At 60.0% G+C, this 26,275-nt stretch carries 19 protein-coding genes; 9 read left to right on the top strand and 10 right to left on the bottom strand.

Annotated features, from left to right (window positions below; genetic code table 11):
• The first annotated feature begins 158 nt into the window (after positions 1–158).
• The 6 genes from AC0Z5Z_RS03725 (at position 159) to AC0Z5Z_RS03700 (ending at position 11,772) form a co-directional block, all read left to right on the top strand.
• Positions 159–3,752, top strand: coding sequence for a toxin VasX (locus tag AC0Z5Z_RS03725; RefSeq protein WP_485610702.1), 3,594 nt, complete (start codon positions 159–161; stop codon positions 3,750–3,752).
• Complete coding sequence (locus AC0Z5Z_RS03720) at positions 3,742–4,857, top strand: hypothetical protein (RefSeq protein ID WP_485610701.1); 1,116 nt, start codon at positions 3,742–3,744, stop codon at positions 4,855–4,857. Before AC0Z5Z_RS03725 ends, AC0Z5Z_RS03720 begins: the two co-directional genes overlap by 11 nt.
• Positions 4,858–5,058: 201 nt before the next feature.
• Positions 5,059–6,219, top strand: coding sequence for a hypothetical protein (locus AC0Z5Z_RS03715; protein WP_485610700.1), 1,161 nt, complete (start codon positions 5,059–5,061; stop codon positions 6,217–6,219).
• 77 nt (positions 6,220–6,296) lie between these two features.
• Positions 6,297–7,541 (top strand): exonuclease SbcCD subunit D C-terminal domain-containing protein, encoded by a 1,245-nt coding sequence (locus AC0Z5Z_RS03710; RefSeq protein WP_485610699.1) that lies wholly within the window; start codon positions 6,297–6,299, stop codon positions 7,539–7,541.
• Positions 7,538–11,179, top strand: coding sequence for an AAA family ATPase (locus AC0Z5Z_RS03705; RefSeq protein ID WP_252876448.1), 3,642 nt, complete (start codon positions 7,538–7,540; stop codon positions 11,177–11,179). The genes AC0Z5Z_RS03710 and AC0Z5Z_RS03705 overlap by 4 nt, the downstream gene beginning before the upstream one ends.
• Positions 11,176–11,772 carry a glutathione S-transferase gene (locus tag AC0Z5Z_RS03700; protein WP_485610698.1) on the top strand — a complete coding sequence of 199 codons (597 nt, stop codon included), beginning with the start codon at positions 11,176–11,178 and terminating at the stop codon, positions 11,770–11,772. The genes AC0Z5Z_RS03705 and AC0Z5Z_RS03700 overlap by 4 nt, the downstream gene beginning before the upstream one ends.
• A 106-nt stretch (positions 11,773–11,878) precedes the next feature.
• On the opposite strand, the gene AC0Z5Z_RS03695 is transcribed toward AC0Z5Z_RS03700, so the two are convergent.
• From AC0Z5Z_RS03695 to AC0Z5Z_RS03660, 8 genes are all read right to left on the bottom strand, one after another.
• Positions 11,879–12,136, bottom strand: coding sequence for a hypothetical protein (locus AC0Z5Z_RS03695; RefSeq protein ID WP_016775000.1), 258 nt, complete (start codon positions 12,134–12,136; stop codon positions 11,879–11,881).
• A complete protein-coding gene (locus AC0Z5Z_RS03690) occupies positions 12,133–12,345 on the bottom strand; it encodes a hypothetical protein (RefSeq protein ID WP_039763920.1) in 213 nt (70 codons plus the stop codon). The genes AC0Z5Z_RS03695 and AC0Z5Z_RS03690 overlap by 4 nt, the downstream gene beginning before the upstream one ends.
• 265 nt (positions 12,346–12,610) lie before the next feature.
• The gene (locus AC0Z5Z_RS03685) at positions 12,611–12,790 is read right to left on the bottom strand and encodes a hypothetical protein (RefSeq protein WP_016775003.1); all 180 of its coding nucleotides are present in this window, start codon (positions 12,788–12,790) and stop codon (positions 12,611–12,613) included.
• A gap of 156 nt (positions 12,791–12,946) precedes the next feature.
• Complete coding sequence (locus tag AC0Z5Z_RS03680; RefSeq protein WP_236169619.1) at positions 12,947–14,122, bottom strand: lactonase family protein; 1,176 nt, start codon at positions 14,120–14,122, stop codon at positions 12,947–12,949.
• Complete coding sequence (locus tag AC0Z5Z_RS03675; protein WP_110645651.1) at positions 14,109–14,420, bottom strand: DUF5629 family protein; 312 nt, start codon at positions 14,418–14,420, stop codon at positions 14,109–14,111. The genes AC0Z5Z_RS03680 and AC0Z5Z_RS03675 overlap by 14 nt, the downstream gene beginning before the upstream one ends.
• 205 nt (positions 14,421–14,625) lie before the next feature.
• A complete protein-coding gene (locus AC0Z5Z_RS03670) occupies positions 14,626–16,206 on the bottom strand; it encodes an aldehyde dehydrogenase (NADP(+)) (protein WP_353189068.1) in 1,581 nt (526 codons plus the stop codon).
• A gap of 9 nt (positions 16,207–16,215) precedes the next feature.
• Positions 16,216–17,208 (bottom strand): AraD1 family protein, encoded by a 993-nt coding sequence (gene araD1 / locus AC0Z5Z_RS03665; protein ID WP_252867747.1) that lies wholly within the window; start codon positions 17,206–17,208, stop codon positions 16,216–16,218.
• 144 nt (positions 17,209–17,352) lie between these two features.
• On the bottom strand, positions 17,353–18,675 hold the full coding sequence (locus AC0Z5Z_RS03660) for an MFS transporter (protein ID WP_056789414.1): 1,323 nt from the start codon (positions 18,673–18,675) through the stop codon (positions 17,353–17,355).
• Between the two features lie 192 nt (positions 18,676–18,867).
• On the opposite strand from AC0Z5Z_RS03660, the gene AC0Z5Z_RS03655 reads away from it, so the two are divergent.
• Entirely contained in the window at positions 18,868–20,604 is a 1,737-nt protein-coding gene (locus AC0Z5Z_RS03655) for an IlvD/Edd family dehydratase (protein WP_071172698.1), read from the top strand.
• A gap of 187 nt (positions 20,605–20,791) precedes the next feature.
• Positions 20,792–21,511, top strand: coding sequence for a FadR/GntR family transcriptional regulator (locus tag AC0Z5Z_RS03650; protein WP_024013185.1), 720 nt, complete (start codon positions 20,792–20,794; stop codon positions 21,509–21,511).
• A 264-nt stretch (positions 21,512–21,775) separates the two neighbouring features.
• Here AC0Z5Z_RS03650 and AC0Z5Z_RS03645 read toward each other — a convergent pair whose 3' ends face one another.
• Positions 21,776–24,160 carry an efflux RND transporter permease subunit gene (locus AC0Z5Z_RS03645; protein WP_076562517.1) on the bottom strand — a complete coding sequence of 795 codons (2,385 nt, stop codon included), beginning with the start codon at positions 24,158–24,160 and terminating at the stop codon, positions 21,776–21,778.
• Positions 24,157–25,200, bottom strand: a complete 1,044-nt coding sequence (locus AC0Z5Z_RS03640) for a WD40/YVTN/BNR-like repeat-containing protein (protein ID WP_423662151.1) — start codon at positions 25,198–25,200, stop codon at positions 24,157–24,159. The genes AC0Z5Z_RS03645 and AC0Z5Z_RS03640 overlap by 4 nt, the downstream gene beginning before the upstream one ends.
• 462 nt (positions 25,201–25,662) lie before the next feature.
• Here AC0Z5Z_RS03640 and AC0Z5Z_RS03635 point away from each other — a divergent pair, with 462 nt between their 5' ends.
• Positions 25,663–26,253, top strand: a complete 591-nt coding sequence (locus AC0Z5Z_RS03635; RefSeq protein WP_007968626.1) for an amino acid synthesis family protein — start codon at positions 25,663–25,665, stop codon at positions 26,251–26,253.
• Positions 26,254–26,275: the final 22 nt, after the last annotated feature.

The raw sequence follows: 26,275 nt of genomic DNA, 5'->3' as shown, positions 1-26,275 counted from the left end.
TACTCACGATTCATCCGAAGCAACCTCTGTAAGATTTCAGACGATCCCTTGTAGGCTTCATCCCGAGTGTTCGATTCCTACGCAAAACACAGAAAGATCTGACTGCTGTCGTTTTCCAGATACACGCACATTTCTCTGTCACAAACAGACACAGGGAAATGTGCTCAATGATGCACCCCGCCAACCTCGCGGCAGCCGCAGCGTCCAAAGCCCCGATCATCGGCCCCGCCGCCTGCCCCTTGCGCAACACCCACGTGCAACTGTTGCCCCTCGCGTACGGCCTGGTGGAAAAACCCTTCGACCCCAGCACCGAAATCACGCTGCCGTACACCCTGACCACGCGCCCCATGGGCATCCGCCGCCTGCGCGACGGTTGGTTGTACATCGTCGACAGTCTCAGCGGCGAGCTCTACGAATACCGCGTGCTTGAAGGCGTCATCAGCGCATTGCTGCATCGCGGCAAAAGCGTCAGCGAGGATCAGCGCAGCGCCATCGAAGAACGTCCGGCGTTGATCTTTTCGCGCAAAAGCACCCTTTACGTGACCTTTGCCGACGTGCAGTTGAGCGCGGCGAAATGCCGACAGGTGCTGGACAGCGCGGAGGAACGCGAGCACTTCATGCAGGCGGTCGATCTCGGCCCGGTGCATTGTCTGATCGGCGGCGAGCATCTGCTCACCGTGGCCCAGGCCAGACAGTGGCTGGCGGAAGTTGCCTGCACAGCGAAACCGCTGGCCGGGGCGGACGCCACGCGGATGCCGACGGTGCAGGTCAGCGATGCGCCGGAGCACGAACGCGAACCCTATCTGTGGGAAAACCCGCGACGTTTTCGCGAGGCGCATATCGGCGAATTTCTCGGGCGGGTGCGCGGACCATATCAGGACGACACGCTGTTTCTGCTGGTCAACGACGACCTCGGCGTGATGCGCGATCTGGCTGATTATCAGGACCTGGTGGTCGGCTGGATCGAGCAGTGGAGCAACACCGACAACAACGAGCGCGACTATCTGCTGGCCAGTTACATCGAGTCGCTGAGCCAGCTCGGATCTCAGGACTTCGACACTTTGGCCAAGGCCAGCGATGATCCGCGCGCCCAGGCATTGTTTGCTGAACTGGAGCAATTGCCCGAACCGGATCGGGAAAATACCCGGCAGGCGCTGCTCGATTATCTGAACAAAGGTGGTGAGGTCGAGCCAGCTGCAGTCGAAGCCACGCCTGAGTTGCAACAGCTTCGCGAAAAGGCACTGGATGAGTCATTGGCGCTGAACCGTTTCGACGGCGTCGCCCCGGATTTCACCGCGCACGCTCGCGTCACCGCCGAGGCGGATCGACGCTTTTATACCCGCGAATATTTTCTCGAAGTAGCCCCCGCCGAATTCGTCGAGCGTCATCTGAGCACACTGGTCGAGCTCGGCAAGGATCAGAGCCGACGCATGAAAGACGTGCTCGACGGCCCGCTGCTCAGCGGCAAACGCGGCATCAACGACCTGATCGACCGCCCGGCGATGGACGAGGTGCTGAACAATCATCGCGACAACCTCGGACGCTGGAATCGCCTGCTCGAACGCATCACCGCCGATCGCGCGCAATTGCTGTGCGCCGGGCGTTTCCATCGCTCGGCGTGGTATTTCGACGGGCAAGTGCAGATCGATCAGGCGCTCGCCAGCGAATACGCCTGCCTCAAGGACATCGGCCGCAGCGACGCGGCCAACGAACAAATGCTCGGTTACCTCGAGCAACACCCGCAACTGACCCGCCCGCTGTTCTACACCTTGCCGCTGCGCTTGCAGACCGAACAGGCCGGGCAATATTCAACGCTGTTCAACGCCGGCATGGCGATGTTCAACAACCTGCCGGACTGGCTGGCCAAATTGCAGAGCATCGAGCATCCGCAGTTGCCGGCCCTCGACGATCTGCCGGCACACAGCCGCGTCCTCGCCGATGCGGTGCAGGACACCTACAGCCCGGCGCTGAACCTCGGCCTGAGCCGGGCGCTGGAAGGCTTTGATCTCGCCGGCGAGAAAATCCCCGACCTCGACGAACTGTTCCAGCGCCTGCCCAAAGCCCTGCGCCTGCGCGTCTTCGACGCCGCGCGAACCAGCGGCGTGACCTTCACCGTATCCACCCCGGCGGAACAAGCGGCGCTGCAAGCCACGATCAAGGAAGTGCTGCGCGAACGCGACTACCTGAAAACCCTCAACCGCGAACGCAACCAGCTCACCCACAATAAAAACCGCCAAGGCCACAAAACCGCCCGGGCGATGGAATTGCAGGAAGAAATCGTCCGCGTGCGCACGCAACTGGCCTTGTTCGAAGGCCGCCTTGCGGCAGCGCTAAGCCCGATTGACGAACTGCCGGATCGCTCGGCACGGCTGTATGGCGCCACCCCGGCGAAAGCGGGCGTGACGGTGGTGTTTCCGCCGGCGCAGCACGGGGAATTGCGAGGGTTGCTGGAGAACATTCGCGCGGGAGTGGCGGGGGTTTCGAAGGCGAGTCTGGTGCGGACGGAGGGGATGGGGTTGTTGGTGGTGATGGTGCAGGTGGTGAATTTGGTGGGGGTTTATCGGGAGCTGCGCAGGCAGGCTGTAAATGAAAGAGTGTGGACCTCGTTGATGAATTCAGTCGCTGCAACGGGAGCGGCGGGATTTAGTGCCGCACAAAGTCTTGCTGATACGGCGTTAAAAGTTCGCTGCGCTTCTCTAGTGGCAAGCGTTCAGCTCCATGCCTTGCAGACCGTGCACGTGCAGATGGGGAAATTGCATGTGGGATTGGGTTTTTTTACATATTTGTCAGGGTTGGCTTCTTCTACGAACAGTTTTGTCACGCAGCGCAAAAACTGGGAACAGGCGGTTCGCAGTGGAAATCATTCGGCGCAAAGCGCAGCTGCATTGGCGACGATGGGAGCTGGTGGCATGACATCAACTACTAGCTATGGTTTGACCAACACTGTCCACTCCACATTCAAGGTATTGAAGGCGTCAAGTAATGCCGCTCGAAGAGCTGCTTGGGCCGCTGCTGGCACACGTTTATCCACCGTCTTTTTCCGCTTCAATCTCGCTGGAGCACTTTTTACCGTTCTAGAGCTGGGCGGCAGCTGGCTGTACAGCCGCTACAACATCAGTGCTCACGATAAATGGTTGAAAATCACACCGTGGAGTAGGGATAGCGAGATGCGTGGCGACCACTCACTTGATGACTATCAAAGTTATCTGGCTTTTTTAATTCACGCACCTTACGCGCAGCTTGGCCCAAATCTGTACGACTCTTGGCTGAAGGATCTGTTATTCAAAGCCAAACCCAGCGATATTCACTTAGCATTGCCGACCCTAACGCTGAATGATCTGCTGCCTCCGTTTGGCGGCAACCCAACCTCCCGTTTAGGTATCGGCGCGCACCGCATTTCAATTCCGCTGCACAGTCGAGGAGCACCACGAGAGCAGCGAGATGTCATTAGTGACGAGATTTTAAGCAGCCTGCGCATCGTGAAGTCCAGCCCAGAAGGACTGATACTTTGTCTCCAGTATCCAGCGGGCCTCGGGTCGGAATTTGTTCCCGCGAAAGAAACGCTGGAATTGGCTGTGTGCGTTCAGACATTGAATGAAAAAGGTGAATGGGCATCTCGAACTCGCGTCATTCACCTAGATCCGCGTGGTGAGGGTCATTTTGGGGTTGTTACTCCTCAACAGGTCAAAGAAAAACCTCCAGTTTTGCTGGTTGAGGCTCACCTGTTAGAAAGAGCTGACCATGCTGAATAATCACGATGATCCATTAACAATTCGCCCGCTTCAACAGCCTAGAAAGGCCGGTGACATTGAGGCGTTTCCGAGCGGAAAAATTACCTATCTCGCGCCCTTGCCATTACCAACATCAATGCCAGCTTACGATCGGCATATTGGTGAACTGAATGACGTTTATATGGATTTCGGTTTAGGGACACTGGAGGTTTTTTCTTGGCAAGTCATTTTAGGCGGACCATTCAGCGGCACATTAATGATCGCGTTCCTATATCCACTGATGGGAGGGTTTATAGGACTTCTGTTAGGTGATAGCTGGGAGTTCATTGAAGAAGTCATTGAGGGTATTTTTTTTGCCATTTACAAATTGGCTTTCTCAACGGGTTTAATTGCCTTGTTTATTGGCCTAGGCGTCTGGCACCACGTCCACAAAACCCGCGCCACCCTCATCCCAACCCGCTTCAACCGTCAACGCCGCGAAGTCTGCTTCATGCGCGAAGGCGCCACCGAACCTGTCTTCGTCCCATGGGAATCGCTGTCCGCCTGGATCATCGAAGCCAAGGGTGCCACCCAGTTCGGCATCCATCGCCAATACGGCATGGGCATCGGTTTCTACCAAGGTGAAACCCTCATAAGCCAGGAATTCCAATGCGCCGGCCTGGAGCTCGCGATCAGCCATTGGGAGGCGATTCGCGGTTACATGGAGTACGAAGTCAACGACCTCAAATCGATTCAGGACCTGCAAGACCTGCAAGGCCCGGACGACCCGCCCCACGAAGGCCTGCACACTTTTCGTAACGCCCGGGCGCGGATGCATCAGCAGATCCGTGAAGGCCGCCGCTCGCGGTTGTCGGGATTTTTTTGGTACCTGTATCACGTCATGACTTTATGGACGGTTCCCAACCGTTTGGTCGAATGGGAAGTGCGCCGACTCGAAAGAATCGGCAAGCAGGCGCTGCCGGAAGTCATGCGCGCCTGGTCCGAGCCGCTGCCTAAAGAGCAATGGGCCAAGCCCAGTGAAGAGCTGTTGCGACTAAGCGAACAAGTGCGGCAGATGCACAAGCGCCAGCCGCATCGGCCGATTACGCAGATTTTCGCTGAGGTTTGCAGGCGGGCTGTGGACTGATGCAGAGCAGTTTTGTGACCAGAGGGAGGGAGGTTTTTTGCCTGTTTGCGCGCCTTCGCGAGCAGGCTCGCTCCCACAGAGGACCGCGTTGGATGCGGATGTTTCGGTTGATGTTGGCCGAGGCGAGAGACCCTCGGGGTGACGGCCATTTCGCAGTTGTTGCTCCCGGCTCGTTCAAGGAAAACCCGATGGTTCTGCTGGTTGAAAATCAATACCTCGAAAGGGCTGACCATGCTGAATAATCACAATGAGCCTCTTGTTGATGCGCAATGTGAGGTGATCAGAAAAGCGGGCGATGTAGAGCCGTTTCCGAGTGGAAAAATTACCTATCTCGCGCCCTTGCCATTACCAACACAAACGCCACCCTACGGGCCTCATATAGGGGTACTAAACAGTGTTTACATGGACTTCGGGTTGGGAAACCCGCAGGTATTCATGTGGCAGATGACTTTAGGAGGACCGTTCAGTGGCACATTCATGATCGCGTTTCTATATCCACTGGTGGGAGGCTTAATTGGGCTCATGTTTGGAGATAACTGGGAGTTCATTAAGGAAATTATTGAGGGTGTTTTTCTTGCCCTTTACAAATTGGCGTTATTAACGGGTTTTATGGCCTTGGGTATCGGCCTGGCCGTCTGGCACCACGTCCACAAAAAACGTCTCTCCCTCATCCCAACCCGCTTCAACCGCCAACGCCGCGAAGTCTGCTTCATGCCCGAAGGCGCCACCGAACCAGTCTTCGTTCCATGGGAATCGCTCAGCGCCTGGATCATCGAAGCCAAAGGCGCCACCCAGTTTGGCATTCACCGCCAATACGGCATGGGCATCGGTTTCTACCAAGGTGAAACCCTCATAAGCCAGGAATTCCAATGCGCCGGCCTGGAGCTCGCGATCAGCCATTGGGAAGCGATTCGCGGTTACATGGAGTACGAGGTCAACGACCTCAAATCGATTCAGGATTTGCAGGATCTGCAAGGCCCGGACGACCCACCCCACGAAGGCCTGCATACATTCCACAATGCCCGCGCGCGGATGCATCAGGAGATCCGTGAAGGCCACCGCTCGCGGCTGTCGGGGTTCTTTTGGTACCTGTATCACGTCATGACCTTATGGACGATTCCCAACCGTCTGCTCGAATGGGAAATTCGTCGGCTGGAAAGAATCGGCAAGCAGGCGGTGCCGGAAGTCATGCGCGAATGGTCCGAGCCATTGCCGAAAGAGCAATGGGCCAAGCCGAGCGAAGAGTTGTTGCGACTGAGTGAACAAGTGCGGCAGATGCACAAGCGCCAGCCGCATCGGCCGATTACCGAAATATTCGCCGCTGTCGGTGCAAGCAGACACACGACAAGGCAAGGGGCGTGATTTGCCAGTAAACTCCCCTCCTCTCGCCGCCCGTTCTTCTTCGCGGCCACCCTCTTGATCAAAATGCGGAGTCCACCTTGCGTCTGTTCCACACCTCCGACTGGCACCTTGGGCAAAACCTGCACGGCCAGGAGCGCGATTTCGAGCACGCGTGTTTTCTCGAATGGCTGCTGCGCCAGTTGCACTTGGCGCAACCGGATGTGCTGCTGATTGCCGGCGATATCTTCGATACGGTCAATCCGCCGGTCAAAGCTCAGGAACGCCTTTACGACTTCATCGTCAGCGCTCACGAACAGCAGCCGTTGCTGACCATCGTGATGATCGCCGGCAACCATGATTCCGGCTCGCGGATCGAGCTGCCGGCGCCGTTGATGCGGCGTTTGCGCACTCACGCGTTGGGTCGGGTGCTGTGGCTGGATGACGGGCAGCTCGACGCCGAACGTTTGTTGCTGCCGCTGCCGAATGCGCGGGGAGAAATCGCCGCGTGGTGTCTGGCGCTGCCGTTCTTGCGCCCGGCGGAAGTCACTGGCGCGCATCTGGGTGACAACTATCTGCGCGGCATCGGTCAGGTGCATGAATGGCTGATCGCGGCGGCGAATGCCAAGCGTCAGCCCGGGCAGGCGTTGATCGCTATCAGCCACGCGCACATGGCCGGGGGCTCGGTGTCGGAGGATTCCGAGCGCAGCCTGATCATCGGCAATGCCGAAGCGCTACCCGCCAGCCTGTTCGGCGAAAGCATCAGTTACGTCGCCCTCGGCCATTTGCACAAGCCGCAGAAGGTCAACGGCGAGGAGCGCATCCGCTACAGCGGCTCGCCGATTCCGCTGTCGTTCTCCGAAATCGGTTATCAGCATCAGATTCTCGATGTGGTCCTGGACGGTGAAACCCTGGTCAGCGTCGAGCCGAAACTGATCCCGCGCTCGGTCAATCTGCAGCGCATCGGCCCGGCGCCGCTGGCCGAGATTCTGCTGCAACTGGCCGACCTGCCGAACATCGATCTGCTCGCCGAAACCCAGCGCCAGCCCTGGCTCGAAGTGCGCGTGCGTCTGGATGAGCCGCAGCCGGATCTGCGCCATCAAGTGGAAACCGCACTGCAAGGCAAAGCCGTGCGACTGGTGCGCATCGCCGCTGAATACGCCGGCAATCGTGGTGCCGATGGCAGCGATGACGGCAGCACGTTGATCGAACTCGACCAGCTCACCCCGCAGGAATTGTTCAGCCGCGCCTGGCTCGACAATTACGGCAGCTTGGTCGACGAGCAGACGCTCAAGGACTTCGCCGAACTGCTGCAGGACGTGCAACTGGAGGGCGAGCAGCCATGAAGATTCTCGCCATTCGCTTGAAAAACCTCGCCTCGCTGGCCGGTCCGTTCGAGATCGATTTCACCGCCGAACCGCTGGCCAGCGCTGGTCTGTTTGCGATCACCGGCCCCACAGGCGCTGGTAAGAGCACGTTGCTTGATGCGTTGTGTCTGGCGCTGTTCGGCGCCGTGCCGCGCCTGAACAACACCGGTCGCGATGCGAAAGTCCCCGACGCTGACGGTGAAATCGCCACTGGTGACCCGCGCACCTTGCTGCGACGCGGCACCGGTGAAGGCTATGCCGAAGTGGATTTTGTCGGCGTCGATGGCCGCCGCTATCGCGCGCGCTGGGAAGCCAATCGTGCTCGCGAGAAGGCTGGTGGCAAACTCCAGGCCAGTCGGCAGAGCCTGCGCGACATCGATCAGGATCAACTGCTCGCCAGCCAGAAAGGCGAATACAAAACCCAGCTGGAAGCCGCGCTGGGCCTTAACTTTGAACAGTTCACCCGCGCGGTGCTGCTGGCGCAGAGCGAGTTCAGCGCGTTCCTCAAGGCCGACGACAACGACCGCAGTGAACTGCTGGAAAAACTCACCGACACCGCGCTGTACACCCGTCTCGGCCGCCGCGCCTTCGACAAGACCAAAGAGGCCCGCGAAGCGCACAAGCTGCTGCAGGATCAGGCTACCGGAGTGACGCCTTTGGCGCCGGAAGCCCGCGCCGAACTCGACGAGCGTTTCAACACCGCGCAGCAACAGATGAAGGCGCAACAGGCGCAGCTCAAACAGCTTGAGCAACAACACGGTTGGCTGAAGGATTTGCGTCAGTTGCAGGACGCGCAAAAGGCCGCCAGCGAACAACTGCAAGCCGCGCAACAGCAATGGCAGGCACTGGCCGGCGAGCGGGTAAAACTGACGCGTCTGGAACAGCTTGGCCCGCAACGCCATCAGTTCGCGCGCAAGGCCGAGCTTGATGCGCTGCTGACGCCACTGGCGACGCAGATTGCCGCGCACACCCAACAACACGCTGCGTTGGGCGAGCGCCAGACGCAACTGGCGCAAAACCTCGATGCAGCAAAAGTCGCCCTGAGCGAAGCGCAACAGCGCCAGAGCGAAAACGCACCGTTGCTGCGTCAGGCATTCGAAGAGCAAAGCACCCTCGCCCGTCTGATCAAGGACACTGCCAGCAGCGCCGAAGCCCGACAAACCGCCGAGCAAGCGTTCAAGGATGGCCAGAGCGCGATTCAGGCCTTGCAGGAAAAACAGGCTGAAGTCGCCGCACGCTTGCAACGCATCGCCACCGAGCTTGAGCAGAGCGCCCATCTGGCGCCCTTGAGCGATGCCTGGAGCGCCTATCGCGACCGTCTGCAACAGTTGATGCTGATCGGCAACCGCTTGAACAAAGGCCAGAGCGAACTGGCGTCCCTCGAACAGAACGCCGCGCGCAGTGCTGAGCAACTGGCCTCGCACAAGCAACAACTGGAAGTGTTGTTCAAAGAGGCTGGCGCCGAGCCCGATGCGGTGGCCGAACAGATCGGCCTGCTCGGCACCTTGCTGCAGGACAACCGCAAACAGCTGCGCGCAATCGAAGACCTGTCGCGTTTGTGGGCGACTCAGCAGGATCTGGACAAGCGCAGCGCCGAGTTGCAACAACGTCAGCTCGACGCGCAGCAGCAACGTGAACGTCTGACCCAGGACGGTGTGAAAACCAAGGCCGAACTGACCGTCGCCGAGCAGACCCTCAATGTCACTCGCGAACTGCTCGAGCGTCAGCGGCTGGCGCGCAGTGCCAGTGTCGAAGAGTTGCGCGCGCAGTTGCAGGACGATCAGCCCTGCCCGGTCTGCGGCAGCAACGAGCATCCCTATCACCAGCCCGAAGCGCTGTTGCAGAGCCTTGGCCGTCACGATGAAAGCGAACAGGCCAACGCCCAGCAAGTGGTCGATCAGCTCAAGGAAAAACTGATCGAGCTGCGCGGCGAAGTCGGTGGCGTGATCGCGCAACAGAAAGAATTGCTCCAGCAACAGGAACAACTGGCGGCGCAACAACAAGCCCTGGCCCCGAGCCTCGACGCGCATCCGCTGGCCGCGCAACTGTTCAATCAGAACGCCGACAAACGCGACGCCTGGCTCAGCCGCCAGACCGAGCAGTTGAACCAGAGCATCACTCAAGACGAACAACGGCAAAGCGCCCTGCTCACCTTGCAACAGGACGCGGCGCGTTTGTCGCAACAATTGCGTCAGGCCGAAGTGGCTCACCAGCAAGCGACGCAACAGCTGAGCCATCAGCAGCATGAACTCAACAGCGACCGTCAGCGTCTTGAAGAAGAACTCGCCGCGTTTGGCCCGCTGCTGCCCGCCGACACGCTTGAGGCCTTGCGCCTTGAGCCGGCGGCAACGTTCATGCAGCTGGATCGGCAGATCGCCGAGCGTCTGGCCCAGCTCGAACAGCAAAAGGAAGAGCTGAGCGAACAGCAGCAACGCCAGCAGACGTTGGAGAAAGAACAGGATCGCCAACAGCTGCGCACTCAGCAACTGCACAGCGCCGAGCAACAATTCACGGCGCTGACCGAGCAGCAGCAAAGCTGTCAGGAAAAACTCGCGCAGTTACTTGGCGAGCACAGCAGCGCCGAGCATTGGCAGCAGCAGCTGGAACACGCGGTGGAACAGGCGCGCGTCGCCGAAACCAGCACCGCTGAGGAGCTGCAAAGCGTGCGCACGCAGCTGGTGCAGACCGCAGCCGAACTCAAGTCTCAGCAGGATCGCCTGCAAGCATTGGAGGCTGAAGAACAGGCACTCGCCGGCAAGATCGCCGATTGGCGCGCCAGCCACCCGGAACTGGATGACAGCGGCCTGGAAGACTTGCTGCGCTTCGACGACGCGCAAGTCGCCGACCTGCGTCAGACCCTTCAGCACAACGAAAAAGCCATCGAACAGGCCCAGGTCTTGTTGCAAGAGCGCGATCAGCGCCTGCTCGATCACCAGGCCCGGCAGGACGGCAATCTTGACGCCGAACAGCTGGACAGCGCCCTCGCCGAGCTGCAAAACCAGTTCGCCGTCAGCGAACAGCAGTGCGCCGAACTGCGCGCCGAACAGGCGGAAGACCAGCGCCGACAGAACGCCAATCAGGCGTTGGCCCGGCAGATCGCTGACGCCTACGCCGAGTATCAACGCTGGGCGCGACTCAGTGCCTTGATTGGCTCGGCCACCGGTGACACCTTCCGCAAGATCGCCCAGGCGTACAACCTCGACCTGCTGGTGCACCACGCCAACGCGCAGCTGCGCCAACTGGTCAAACGCTATCGCCTCAAACGTGGCGGCAGCATGCTCGGCCTGCTGGTGATGGACACGGAAATGGGCGACGAACTGCGCTCGGTGCATTCGTTGTCGGGCGGCGAGACGTTCCTCGTATCACTCGCCCTTGCGCTGGGTCTGGCCTCGATGGCGTCGAGCACGCTGAAAATCGAATCGCTGTTTATCGACGAAGGTTTCGGCAGCCTTGATCCGGAATCCTTGCAACTGGCCATGGACGCGCTCGATGGCTTGCAGGCACAGGGACGCAAGGTGGCGGTGATTTCCCACGTGCAGGAAATGCACGAGCGGATTCCGGTGCAGATTCAGGTGCGGCGCCAAGGCAATGGTTTGAGCACGCTGGAGGTGAAATGAACACGCTGTATTCCTTCCGCCGCTGCCCTTACGCCATGCGTGCGCGAATGGCGTTGCGTTATGCGGGCGTGCCGGTGGAGATTGTCGAAGTCAGTCTCAAGGACAAACCGGCGCAGATGCTGGCGCTCTCGCCCAAGGGCACCGTGCCGGTGCTGAATGCCGATGGCGTGGTGATCGATGAGAGTCTGCAGATCATGTGCTGGGCGTTGGCGCAGAATGATCCGGATGATTGGTTGCTGGCCGGTGATTCGTTCGCGGCACTGTGGATGGAGAAACTGATTGAAGGCAATGATCAGATTTTCAAATCGGCTTTGAATCGCTACAAGTACGCCGAGCGTTACCCTGAGCAGCCGATGGAAGCTTATCGGGCTGAAGGTGCGTTATTTCTGCAGAAACTGGATGAGCTGCTTGAAGGACGTGACTACTTGCTGGCCGATCATCCGAGCCTCGCCGACATCGCCCTGCTGCCCTTCGTCCGGCAGTTCGCTCACGTTGATCGCGAGTGGTTCGCGCAGACGCCTTATGTTCGCTTGCAAGCCTGGTTGCAGCGCTTGCTCGAATCCGAACTGTTCACCTCGATCATGAAGAAGTAACTCTCTCTCTTGATCGTTCCCACGCTCCGCGTGGGAATCGCTCTGCGTCCCAGTGGAACGCGGAGCGTCCCTTGAGGCATTCCCACGCAGAGCGTGGGAACGATCATTAGGCCAGTGCTTGGCACATGCCCAGCGCCATGCAATCCACTTCAAACGGCCCGAGAAAATCCACCGCGACCTTGACCGGTGGATTGCCGGCCATCAGGCCCAGCGTGTTGGCTCGTTCAATGTTGTGCGCGATGTTGTGGTTGGCCTCTATGGCCCGGGCCAAACCGCCCACCGAGCCCTGGCCAAACCCCAAGAGTGAGGCGCCGTTGGTCATCAGCGCGAGGCTGGCGATGACCCAGAGTCTGTAGCCTTTCATGCGCCGCCGACTCCTGCGAGTTCGGCCCTGTCGACCATCGCGCTTTGCGAGCGCAGTTCGAACTGGATGCCGGGGTGGGCGACGTCGATCGGGGCGTCGAAGCTGTGTTCCATTTGTGCGCCGATGCTGACAAACAGCACCACGGCCAGGTACAGACCGATGGCCAGGTAGGCGCCGCGTTTGGCGGAAGTGAGGATTGCGCTGGCCATGGTGTTCTCCGTGGGCAAAGGTTTCGATGGCCACAGAATCAATCAAAAAAGCCGAAGCAACCACTCAGGGTTTGCAATGGTGAATATCAGCTTCGTTGATTATTTAGCGGCTCTATTTGCCCGCGAGAGAAAACCTATGAGTGGAGAACGCGTACGCGCACAGGAGCTGCCGAAGGCTGCGATCTCTTGTTTGATCGTTCCCACGCAGAGCATGGGAACGATCAAGATCGCAGCCTTCGGCAGCTCCTACAGGAGAACGGTGCGCTCAGGCTTGGGTTTTGTGATCCAGCGCGGCGTAGAAGTTGGCGCTTTGTTGCAGGTATTTCTGGGTGTAGCTCTGGGTGTGGGATTTTTTGCTGGCGATTTCGACGTTGGCACCGGCTGGCAATACCACGGTGGCAGAAATGGCGGAAGCGGCGATGACGGAGAAGAGATTGAAATTCATGGCGGTAACCCTCGTGTTCGTTTGCTTGGTTTGCCCGGTCGGGCTGTGAAACAAACGTAACGCTCGAGGGTTGCTCGCTTGAAATCTTTTGTAGCATTAGCCGATATCAGTGCAATTAATACAACGATGCAGGCCCCGCAGACCGGGGCCTGTGGCTTATTGTCGCACTACAAACTTCAGATCGCTTGGCGCGTCCATCGGCAGTTTTTGCACGGTTTTGCCGAGCAGACCGGTCTTGGTATCGCGCTCGACGACGACAATCTGGTTGCTCTTCTGGTTGGCGATCAAGACGAATTTACCGCTCGGATCGAGAGCAAACTCGCGCGGGTGATCCCCCTCGACCGAGCGCTTTTGCAGCTCTTTGAGCTGACCGGTCGCAGGATCAATGCCGAACACTACGAGTTGATTGGCCGTGCCGCGATTGCTCACGTAGAGAAACTTGCCGTCAGCCGAAGCATGCAGCGCCGCGCCGGCTTTGTCCGAGGTTGGCTGGCCCGCTGCCAGATCGACCAGTTGCGTCTGGGTCAGTACGCCGTCGTTGTAGTCGAACACCGCAACCTGCGCGCTCATCTCCATGGTCAGCCAAGCGTGTTTGCCATCAGCGCTGAACAGCAGATGACGCGGGCCACTGCCGGCCGGCAAGGCTACCGAGGCGGTTTTTGCCGGGGTCAGCGGCAGGTGTGGATTGGCCTTCGGGTCGTACTGATAGATGAAAACCTTGTCCGCTCCCAAATCATTGGAGAACACATAGCGCCCGTCCGGCGACGACACCGTCGAGTGCACATGATTGGAAGCCTGACGCTCAGGGTTGACCCGACTGGCCGGGTGGCCGCTCATCTGCACCACCGGTTTCAACTGGCCGTCGGCATCGACCGGCAATACCGCCAGGGTGCCGCCCGGATCTTCCATCACTGAGTAGTTGCTGACGAACAGGTGTCTGGCATCAGCGCTGAGGCTGGAATGGGTCGGCTCGTTGCCCAGGCTCTGCACCTGATTGATCAGGCTCAGCGCATGGGTCTTCGGGTCAATGGCGAAGCTGCTGACGCGGCCGACCGGATCGGTCTGGCCCGGGCCGTTTTCGTTGACCACGAACAAACGCTTCTGGTCTTTCGAGAGGGTCAGCCACGAAGGGTTTTCGGTCTTGACCACTTGCAGCGGCTTGGCGTCGATCTGGCCGGTGGCGCTGTCGAACTGCATGCGGTAGATGCCCTGGCTGGAACCGGCGGTGTACGAGCCGACCAGCAACTGCAAGGTGTCGGCGCTGGCGCTGGAAAGCCCCATCGCGCCGACGCTGCCGGCCATCAGCAAAGGCCAGAAATTACGCATCTTCATTATTGTCATCCTCATCGTCGCTGCTGCTGACTACGTCGCCGAGGCACACCAGACGATGCTCGCCCGTGGTCTTGGTGTCGCTGGCGTAACCGACGATCAGCCAGCTCTGCAGCGTCTCATCGAACGTCGCTTGCGCGACCTGCGCCGGGGTGAATTCCCAGTGCTTGGCTGCACGGCCATCAATGCATTCGATGTGCAGGTTATCGTCCTCGTCGAGGGCGAATTCGAAGGCGTGCAGGCCATCGATTTCGACCATACCGCAGTGTTCGAGGGCGTTGAGAAGGGTTTGGGCAGTCATGGCAAACAGTCTTTCTAGGGGGAAAGGGCCAATGATAGCCCAATGTGATCCAGAGGCCCCTGCTGGAATCTCTGTCTGATCGTTCCCACGCTCCGCGTGGGAATGCCTCAAGGGACGCTCCGCGTTCCAGTGGGACGCAGAGCGTCCCGGGCTGCATTCCCACGCAGAGCGTGGGAACGATCAACACAAAAAATCGCGGTGTTGGCTAGATCGCCTCACGCGATGGCTTGCCATCCACCAGTCGCTGAATCCGCAGCGGGTTGGCGTTTTTCAGTGGTTCGGGCAGCAAGCTGTCCGGGTAGTTCTGGAAGCACACCGGGCGCAGGAAGCGATCGATCGCCAGCGTGCCCACTGACGTGCCGCGCGCATCGGACGTCGCCGGGTACGGGCCGCCATGCACCATCGAATCGCATACTTCGACACCAGTCGGATAACCATTGAGCAGGATGCGCCCGACTTTCTGTTCCAGCAGCGGCGTCAGTTCGGCGAATTGCTCGAAGTCAGACGGCTCACCAATGATCGTCGCGGTCAGTTGACCGTGCAGGCCGTGCAGCGCTGCGCTCAGTTGTGCCTGATCGGCCACTTCGACGATTACTGTGGTCGGACCGAACACTTCTTCCTGTAGCACTTCGTCGCCGTTGATCAACAGGCTGACATCGGCCTTGAACAACTGCGGCTGCGCCTGATTGCCCTGCTGCGGATTACCGGCCAGATGCTCAATGCCGCTGTGCGCCAGGAGCTTTTCCAGGCCTTTACCGTAGCTGCCGAGGGTGCCGGCGTTGAGCATGGTTTGCGCCGGTTGATCGCCGATTGCAGCGGCGACTTGCTCTACAAACGCGCTGAACTGCGGTGAGCGAATACCGATCACCAGACCTGGATTGGTGCAGAACTGACCGCAACCCTGCACCACCGAAGCGGTGAGGTCGCGCGCGACGGTTTCCGAACGCGTGGCCAGTGCCTGCGGCAAGACGATCACCGGGTTGATGCTGGACATCTCGGCGAACACCGGGATCGGTTGCGGACGTGCAGCGGCCATGTCGCACAAAGCGCGACCGCCCTTCAGCGAGCCAGTGAAACCAACGGCCTGAATTGCCGGATGCTTGACCAGCCATTCGCCGACGCCGCCACCGTAAATCATGTTGAACACGCCAGCGGGCATACCGGTTTTTTCTGCGGCACGAATGATCGCGTCGGCGACCAGTTCAGCGGTGGCCATGTGGCCGCTGTGGGCCTTGAACACTACCGGGCAACCGGCGGCCAGTGCTGCTGCGGTATCGCCACCGGCAGTGGAGAATGCCAGCGGGAAGTTGCTCGCACCAAACACCGCGACCGGGCCGAGGCCGATGCGGTACTGACGCAGATCCGGACGTGGCAGCGGCTGACGATCCGGCAGTGCCAGATCGATCCGTGCGCCGTAGAAATCACCGCGACGCAGGACTTTGGCGAACAGACGCATCTGCCCGCTGGTGCGACCACGCTCGCCCTGAATGCGTCCGGCCGGCAGCGCGGTTTCGCGGCAGACCACGGCGACGAAATCGTCGCCAAGCGCATCCAGCTCATCCGCGACTGCGTCGAGGAACTGCGCGCGACGTTCGGCGCTGAGGCTGCGATACGTCGGGTAAGCCGCAGCGGCGGCCTTGGCGGCGGCGTCGACTTCTTCGGCCGTGGCCTGAATGAAATCGTGCGGCAGGGCCTCGCCCGTGCTGGCGTCGACCGAGTGCAGTTTGACGCTGCCGGCGGCGCTGCGCTGACCGCCGATGTAGTTGTGACCGAGAATCTGAGTCATGGGATCTCCTTAAAGGGTGCCGATGCTGTCCGGTTCAAAAGCCGCCTGAACCGGTGCGATACCGTTGACCAGCGCAGCGCCGAAGTCGGCCTGGCTGATCTCGAACGTGTCGCCCGGCTGGGTGCGGATGCCGTCGGCAAACGACAGGGTCGCAGTGCCGAAAAAGTGAATATGCACGTCGCCCGGACGCAGGAACTGACTGTATTTGAAGTGGTGGTACTCAAGGTTCGCCAGGCTGTGGCACATGTTGGCCTCGCCACTGAGGAACTCGTTCTGCCAGAGCACTTCGCCGTCACGCAGGATTCGGCTGGTGCCGGCAAGGTGTTGAGGCAATTCACCGGTACGAAGTTCCGGGCCATAACTGCAACTGCGCAATTTCGAGTGCGCCAGGTACAGGTAATTCTTGCGCTCCATGACGTGGTCGGAGAACTCGTTGCCCACCGCGAAACCGAGGCGATACGGCTTGCCATCGTTGCCGATGACGTACAGGCCGGCCATCTCTGGCTCTTCACCGGCGTCTTCGGCGAACGGCGGCAGCGGGAACGCCTGCCCCGGACGCACGACAATGCTGCCGTCGCCCTTGTAGAACCACTCTGGTTGCACGCCGGCCTGCCCCGCCGCTGGTTTACCGCCCTCCACGCCCCATTTGAAAATGCGCATGGTGTCGGTCATCGCCGCTTCATCGCCGGCCTGCTGGTGCATCTTGTCCCGCGCCGAAGCACTGCCCAGATGGGTCAGACCAGTACCGCTGACCAGCATGTGTGCCGGGTCCGGGTGATCGAGTGGCGGCAGGATGCGCAGGTCTTTGAGCAATTGCGCGTAGTCGTGGCTGGCGCCGAGGCCGAGGCTTTGTACTTGCTGCTCAAGGGAGCTGCCGGCCTCGATTGCCGCCAGGGCCAGATCACGGACACTGCGGGCGTCCTCGACTTCGCGGACCTGACCGTTGTCGACCACGCCGACCCGGCGCTCGCCGTTGGGTAATTCGAATTGAACCAGATGCATGATTTTCTCCTGTTCCATCAAAAACGCCGCTATCCCCTGTGGGAGCGAGCCTGCTCGCGAAAGCGGTGTACCGGTCACCAGCAGTGTTGAATGTGATGGCCTCTTCGCGAGCAGGCTCGCTCCCACAGGGGCCAGTGTTGTCAGTCAGATGCGGGTCGCGCCACGGGCGCTGGCTGCGAACTGGTCGACGGGCAGCACGTGCTTGCGCTCCAGCACGCGATAAACAATGCCGGTCAGAATCAGCCCGAACACCATCACGCCCGAGAGGAAGTACAACCCCGAAGCCAGATTGCCGGTGTATTCCTTCAACGCGCCGATCACGAACGGCCCGATGTAACCGCCGAGGTTGCCCACCGAGTTGATCAAGGCAATCCCCGCCGCGGCACTCGCGCCAGCAAAGAAGCGACCGGGCAAGGTCCAGAACACGGCGGTGCACGAGAACAACGCGAACGCCACCAGACACAGCGCCGCCAGTTGCGCCACCGGCAGCGACAGCCAGGCACTGAGGAACAGGCCCAGCGCACCGAGTACATAGAGCACCGCCAAGTGGCCGTAGCGATCATTCAAGCGGTCGGAACTGCGCGGAATGATCAGCAGGCCGATGATCCCGAAAATGTATGGCACCGAAGAAACGAACCCGGTCACCAGATCGCTGCCGCCGAACTGTTTGATCAACGTCGGCAGCCACAGGCCCAGACCATAAATGCTCAGGGTCACCGGCAGATAGAACAGCGCCAGCAACAACACACGTTTGTCTTTCAGCGCATGCAGCGGATTGCCGTGACGGGTCTGGCCGTATTCCTGCAAGTCCTTTTTCAGTTCGCCGGTCAGCCAGTCTTTTTCCGCCTGATCCATCCACTTCACTTGCTGCGGGCCGTCCGGCAGCCAGCGCAGGACCGGCCAGGTCAGCAGGATCGCCGGGGTGCCGATGACGATGAACAGCCACTGCCAGCCATGCAGACCAAGGATGCCGTCCATGCCCAACAAACCGCCGGACACGGGACCGGTGATCATCATCGCGATCGGTTGCGAGAGGATGAACAGGCCAAGGATCTTGCCGCGATGGCGCACCGGGAACCATTGGGTGATGTAGTACAGCACGCCGGGGAAGAAGCCCGCCTCGGCCGCGCCGAGCAGAAAGCGCATCACGTAGAAGCTGTGCGGCCCTTGCACGAAGGCCATGCCGATGGTGATCGCGCCCCAGGTGATCATGATCCGCGCGAACCAGCGCCGCGCGCCGAAGCGTTCGAGCATCAGGTTGCTGGGAATCTCGAGAAGGAAGTAACCAATGAAGAACAGCCCGGCACCGAGGCCATAGGCCGCATCGCCGATGCCGATGTCGGCGCCCATGTGCAGCTTGGCGAAGCCGACGGCGGAGCGATCCACATAGGCGATCAGGTACAGCAGGATCAGGAAGGGAATCAGTTTCAGTGTGATGCGCCGGACAAGCCGCAATTCCTGGCTCATGAGATCGGTCTCCGATTGTTGTTTTTATAGAACCTCGGGGGACGCCTCTCGCCAAAACAGCCAGGGCCACCCCTCCGTCGAAAACGACTATATAGTAATACTAATTACCCAACAACACTTCCAAAGCGCGGATTTTGAGCTTAGATTAAGCGTCAGCTCGCAAACAATAGTCTTACAATAAGAGAATCGATCATGTCTGATAAGAAACCCACCCTGCGCTCCGCCCAATGGTTTGGCACGGCCGACAAGAACGGCTTCATGTACCGCAGCTGGATGAAGAATCAGGGCATCGCCGACCATCAGTTCCATGGCAAGCCGATCATCGGCATCTGCAATACCTGGTCGGAACTGACACCGTGCAACGCGCACTTCCGCCAGATCGCGGAGCACGTCAAACGCGGGGTGATCGAGGCCGGTGGTTTTCCGGTGGAGTTTCCGGTGTTCTCCAACGGCGAATCGAACCTGCGCCCGACCGCCATGCTCACCCGCAACCTGGCGAGCATGGACGTCGAAGAAGCGATTCGCGGCAACCCGATCGACGGCGTCGTGCTGCTCACCGGTTGCGACAAAACCACTCCAGCACTGCTGATGGGCGCGGCCAGTTGCGACGTGCCGGCCATCGTCGTCACCGGCGGGCCGATGCTCAACGGCAAGCACAAGGGCAAGGACATCGGTTCCGGCACCGTGGTCTGGCAGCTCAGCGAACAGGTCAAGGCCGGCACCATCACCATCGATGACTTCCTCGCAGCCGAGGGCGGCATGTCGCGTTCGGCGGGCACCTGCAACACCATGGGCACCGCGTCGACCATGGCGTGCATGGCTGAAGCGCTGGGCACTTCGCTGCCGCACAACGCCGCGATTCCGGCTGTGGATGCACGCCGTTATGTGCTGGCGCACATGTCCGGCATGCGTGCGGTGGAGATGGTTCGCGAAGATTTGAAACTGTCGAAGATCCTCACCAAGGAAGCCTTCGAGAACGCTATTCGTGTCAACGCTGCCATCGGCGGTTCGACCAACGCCGTGATCCACTTGAAAGCCATCGCCGGGCGCATCGGCGTCGAGCTCGACCTGGACGACTGGACCCGCATCGGTCGCGGCATGCCGACCATCGTCGACCTGCAACCGTCCGGGCGTTTCCTGATGGAAGAGTTCTACTACGCCGGTGGCTTGCCAGCGGTACTGCGTCGCCTCGGTGAAGCCAATCTGATCCCTAACCCGAACGCACTGACCGTCAACGGCAAGTCCATCGGCGAGAACACCAAGGACGCGCCGATCTATGGCGAAGACCAAGTGATCCGCACCCTCGACAATCCGATTCGCGCTGACGGTGGCATCTGTGTGTTGCGCGGCAATCTGGCGCCGTTGGGCGCGGTGCTCAAGCCGTCCGCCGCTAGCGCTGAACTAATGCAGCATCGCGGTCGCGCGGTGGTGTTCGAGAACTTCGACATGTACAAGGCGCGGATCAACGATCCGGAGCTGGACGTCGATAAAGACTCGATTCTGGTGATGAAGAACTGCGGGCCGAAGGGTTATCCGGGCATGGCCGAAGTCGGCAACATGGGCCTGCCGGCCAAGCTGTTGGCAGAAGGCGTGACCGACATGGTGCGCATTTCCGATGCACGCATGAGCGGCACCGCGTACGGCACGGTGGTTTTGCACGTTGCCCCGGAAGCCGCAGCCGGCGGGCCTTTGGCGGCAGTAAAGGAAGGCGACTGGATCGAGCTCGATTGCGCCAGCGGCCGTTTGCATCTGGACATTCCGGATGCTGAACTGGCCGCACGCATGGCCGACCTGCAAGCACCGCAGCAGTTGCTGGTGGGCGGTTATCGTCAGCTGTACATCGATCACGTGCTGCAGGCGGATCAGGGTTGCGACTTTGACTTCCTGGTGGGCTGCCGAGGTGCCGAGGTTCCGCGCCACTCTCACTAACAGCGCAATTCCCCTGTGGGAGCGAGCCTGCTCGCGAAGAGGGAGTGTCAGTCGACATCTATTTGACTGATATGCCGCCTTCGCGAGCAGGCTCGCTCCCACAGTTGCTTTTGCGTATCGCCTCAAATCTGTGCCGTGCCTGCTATGATGCGCGGCATCTCCATCGCTCAGGATCGCGCCACTCCCCATGGATTACCGCAAACCTTCCGACCGTAAAAGCATGCACTCGCGCATCGTCCAGGAACTGGGCATGCAGATCGTCTCCGGACGCTTTTTGCCCGACGACAAACTGCCCGCCGAAGCCCTGCTGTGCGAGGAGTACGCGGTCAGTCGGCCGGTGTTGCGCGAAGCCACGCGGGTGCTGGTGGCCAAGGGGCTGGTGTATTCCAAGCCACGCGTCGGCACCGTGGTCAAGGCGCGCCGCGAATGGCACATGCTCGACCCGGACGTGCTGCACTGGTTGATGCAGAGCAGCCCGCAGAATGAATTCTTCAACGTGCTGACCAGCGTGCGCAGCATCATCGAACCGGCAGCCGCCGCCCTCGCCGCCCAGCATGCAACCGATGCCGACATCGCCGCGATCAACGAAGCCTACCAACGCATGGAAGCCGCGCCGACCCCGGAAGCGCTGTTGCAGCCGGACCTGGACTTCCACAGCCGCATCGCCGATGCGACGCACAACGACCTGCTGGCGAACCTGTGCAATATGTTGGCGGTAGCGATTGCCGAGGCGTTGAAGCATTCCAATCAACGGCCGAATCTGCATGAACTGGCGTTGCCGCGACACAAGGCGATTCTGACGGCGATCGAGAATCGTGATGCCCTGGGCGCCCGGCATGCGACGCTGGTGCAGCTGGATGATGCGCGCAGTGCGTTGAGTGTGGTGCTTGGCGCTGAGCTTTCTTAGGGCTTGAGACCGCTTGCCCTCACCCTAGCCCTCTCCCAGAGGTAGAGGGGACCGATTGGGGAATATTTGAGATTTACGCCGGCTTGAACGTTCTGCTGTGAATCCATAACCGACTCGGTATTTCAGGCCGATATATCTAGCCGCACCCCTCGGTCAGTCCCCTCTCCCTCCGGGAGAGGGCTAGGGTGAGGGGCTCTTGATGTTGATTCACAAAAAAAGCCGCAACCCCTCAAGGTTGCGGCTTTGTCGTTTCAGCCTGTCAGATCAGTGGGCAAACAGCGAATTGCCCTTCTGCCCCGCCAGCTTCTCAGGCTTGATCAGGAACTTGGCCAGCGCCGGCAGCAGCCACAGCGCACCGAACATGTTCCACAGCAGCATGAAGGTCAGCATCAGGCCCATGTCGGCCTGGAACTTGATCGCCGAGAAGATCCAGGTGCACACGCCGATCGCCAGGCACAGGCCGGTGAACAGCACCGCTTTACCGGTCGACTTCAGCGTCTGGTAATAGGCTTCCTGCAACGGCAGCCCGGCACGCAGGAAACTTTCCAGGCGGCTGTAGATGTAGATGCCGTAGTCCACGCCAATCCCCACGCCCAACGCCACCACTGGCAGCGTCGCGACTTTCACGCCGATGCCCATGAACGCCATCAGCGCGTTGCCGAGTACCGAGGTCAGCACCAGCGGCAGGACGATGCACAGGGTCGCTGCCCATGAGCGGAAGGTGATCATGCACATCACTGCCACGCAGATGTACACCAGGATCAGGATGGTCAGCTCAGCCTGTTTGATGACTTCGTTGGTGGCTGCTTCGATCCCGGCGTTACCGGCAGCGAGGATGAATTCCAGGCCGTCCTTGTTGTTTTCCTTGGCGAACTCCTGCACCGCGTTGACAGCACGATCGAGGGTTTCAGCTTTGTGATCGTTAAGGAACACCAGTACCGGTGCCAGCGAGCAGCTGTTGTTGTACAGGCCATCGGCGCGGGCGATCGAGTTGTTCAGTACGTCCGGGTTGCGCGACAGGGTTTCCCATTTCAGGTTGCCCTCGTTCATGCCCTTGATCATCTGCTTGGACACGGTCACCAGCGAGATCGCCGACTGTACGCCCTCGGTGTTCTGCATCTTCCACATCAGCTGATCGATCGGCGCCATGGCTTCGTAGCGCGAGCAGCCTTCAGCCTTGGTCTTGACCATCACCACCAGCACGTCGGAGCTGGTCGAGTAGTTGCTGATGATGAAGTTGTTGTCCTTGTTATAGCGCGAGTCCGGACGCAGTTCCGGCGCGCCCTGGTCGAGGTCGCCGATCTTCAGGTTCTGGCTGTACCAGAGGCCACCACCGAAGGCGATCAGCGCCAGCGCTACCGAAATCGGCGCGACTTTCGGGCTGGCGAAGTTCGACAGCAGGCGCCAGAACGGGTGTTCGCGGTTCGCATCTTTCTTGCTCTTGGCAATCGCGCGCTTGCTGATGCCGACATAGGAAATCGCCACCGGCAGCAGGATCAGGTTGGTGAACACGATCACCGCAACGCCGATGGACGCGCCGATGGCCAGTTCACGGATCACCCCGATGTCGATGATCAGCAGGGTAATGAAGCCCACCGCGTCGGCCAGAATCGCGATCATCCCCGGCAGGAACAACTGGCGGAAGGTGCGCCGAGCAGCGGTCAGCGCGTTATCGGCCTCGCTGGATTGCAGGGCGATACCGTTGATCTTCTGCACGCCGTGGGAGATGCCAATGGCGAAAATCAGGAACGGCACCAGCATTGAATACGGGTCGAGGCCGAAGCCGAAGAAGTGCATCAACCCGAGCTGCCAGACCACCGCCACCAGCGTCGTGCTCAACACCGCGATGGTGCTGCGCAGGCAGTTGGTGAACCACAGCAGCAGTATCAGGGTGATGACGAAGGCGACACCGAAGAACAGCACCACCATCACCAGACCGTCGATCAGGTCGCCGACCTTCTTGGCGAAACCGACGATGTGGATCTTGATGTTGGGGTTCTGCGCTTCGAACTTGTTGCGGATCTTGTCTTCCAGCTCATGGGAGAACTGGCGATAGTCCAGCGCCAGCAACTTGCCCTGATCCTGCGGGTCCGGGTAGGCCTCCAGCAGCGGGATGTCGACGATGCTCGACTTGAAATCGTTGGCCACCAGACGCCCGACCTGGCCGGACTTGAGCACGTTGTTGCGCAGCAGATCGAGACTGTCTTGAGAGCCGTTGTAGCTCTGCGGAATCACTTCACCGCCGGCGAAACCCTCTTCGGTCACTTCGGTCCAGCGTACGCTCGGGCTCCACAGCGATTTGAGGCCGGAACGATCGACGCCGGAAATGTAGAACACTTCGTCGTTGATCTGGCGCAGGGTCTCCATGTACTCCTTGGAGAAGATGTCGCCGTCGGTGGCTTCCACCGAAATACGCACGGTGTTGCCGAGGTTCGCCAGATCGTTGCGGTGTTCCATCATCTTTTCGATGAAGGGATGCTGCAGCGGGATCATTTTTTCAAAACTGGTCGACGGCCGGATCAGCGTGGCCTGCCAGAACAGGAAAATGCTCACCACCAGGCAGATCAGGATCACGGCCGGACGGTTGTTGAAGATCAAGCGTTCAAGAAACGTCGCCTTGTCTTGCTGAGGAGTGATCAAGGAAGTCATAGCCCCGCCTTCTTGTTATTGGTCTCGGCACCGTTTGGCTGGGTGATGTGCAAGCCACCCTGCCCGGTCAGAATCAGGTTGCCGTTGCCGGCGGCGGTGACCGACGACAGCGAAATGCGATCCGGGCGGTTGAACACGCTGAAGCTCTCGCCATTGTCGCTGCTGCTGATCACCGAGCCGCCGTTGCCGACGATGACGATCGAGCCGTCTTCCAGCAGCGTGCCGCCGGACAGGCCGAACTCCAGCGCACCGCGTGCGGCTTTGAGTTCGACCTGCTCCCAGTTGCTGCCGAAATCAGTGGAGCGATAAAGATTGCCGCGCAAGCCGTACGCCAGCAGGGTCTGCGGCTGCGCCGTGCCGATCACACCGAACAGCGAACCTTCGTACGGGCCTTCGAGCTTTTCCCAGGTCTGGCCGTCATCGGCGGAGCGGAACATGCTGCCGGACTCGCCGACGATGAACAGCCCGGCGTCTTTCACGGCGGCGATGGCGTTGAGGTGGAACTGGTCTTCGTTGTCGAGGCGATCGCTGACGTCTTCCCAGTTCTTGCCGCCGTCGGTGGTTTCCAGCAGCGTGCCGTAGGCGCCCACGGCAAAGCCGCTGCTGGCGTCCTTGAACCAGACGTCGAGCAGCGGCGATTCGCGTGCGAGGTCTTCGAATTGTTTGGTCCAGGTCAGACCGCCGTCTGCGCTGGCGAGAATCTGTGCGTCGTGGCCCACGGCCCAGCCGTTTTTGTCATCGACGAAATACACGGCAGTGAGCAGTTGCCGGGTCGGCACCTTGGCCTGGGTCCAGGTTTTGCCCTGGTCATCGGAATAGACGATGTGCCCGCGATCGCCGACCGCGACAAGACGCGCGCCAGCGTGGACGACATCAAGAATCAGGCTTTTTGCGGCCTTGGCCGATTCGGTGGCATAGACCACGTCAGCCGGGGCCTCGGCGGCAATCACAGGTGCCGATAACGTGGCAAAGCCCAGCAGCGAGAGTGCTGTGGCCAGCAACGCGGTGTTGCGTAACGCCGGCGGGCGGCAACGACTCATAGACCTTCCCCTATTTATTATTGTTGGGCCATCGGGCCTTCAAGGGCGCCGCAAGGGTGCTCGGCTACTGGCGTTTCAGAAGCATAGTCCTGAAACCCGCAATCCAGAGCCCCTTCGGAAGCTGGCTCATCCTATCGGGCTTTGCAAATGTCTGACAATCGGCGCCGCGTTATCTTTTGTTAACCGAAAGCGGCTCTCTGTAACCCATCATTTTCCCTGTGGGAGCGAGCCTGCTCGCGAATGCGGTGTATCAGTCACCCTGTTTATTGGCTGACCCACCGCTTTCGCGAGCAGGCTCGCTCCCACAGGGTTTGTAGTGATGGTTGGTTTTGCGACAAAGGGTGAATGCGCAGCCATTCGTAGGATGGATGACGCAATTGTTGCGGAGGGGACTTGCAGGATCGGTATTATGGTATACCATCAGACGCACAGACACTCTCAATCCCCCAAACGGAGCAGCTCATGAGTTTCGAAATTCGCAAGATCGTCAGCTATGTCGAAGAAACCTTCATCGAAGGCGGCAAGGCTACTGACAAGCCGGTGACCATGGTCGGCCTCGCCGTGGTGATGAAGAACCCGTGGGTGGGCAATGGTTTTGTCGAAGACCTCAAGCCGCAGATCCGCGCCAACTGCTCCGACCTCGGCGCCATGATGGTCGAGCGCCTGGTGGGCATCATTGGTGGCGCCGAGAAGATCGAGGCTTACGGCAAAGCCGCCGTGGTCGGCGCTGACGGCGAGATCGAACACGCCTCCGCGGTGATCCATACGCTGCGCTTCGGCAACCACTATCGCGAAGCGGTGAAAGCCAAGAGCTACCTGAGCTTTACCAACAAGCGCGGCGGTCCGGGCACGTCGATTCAGATCCCGATGATGCACAAGGACGACGAAGGCCTGCGTTCGCACTACATCACCCTGGAAATGCAGATCGAAGACGCGCCGCGTGCCGACGAAATCGTCGTCGTGCTGGGTTGCGCCGACGGTGGCCGCCTGCACCCGCGTATCGGCAACCGCTACATCGATCTGGAAGAACTGGCCGCCGAAAAAGCCCAGTAATCACAACAAGAAAGGCATTGCA

Source organism: Pseudomonas sp. 1L-E-NC-VB-C3 (assembly GCF_057291535.1).
Note: the sequence above shows the minus strand (reverse complement) of the source record. Positions and strands in the feature narration are given on the sequence as shown.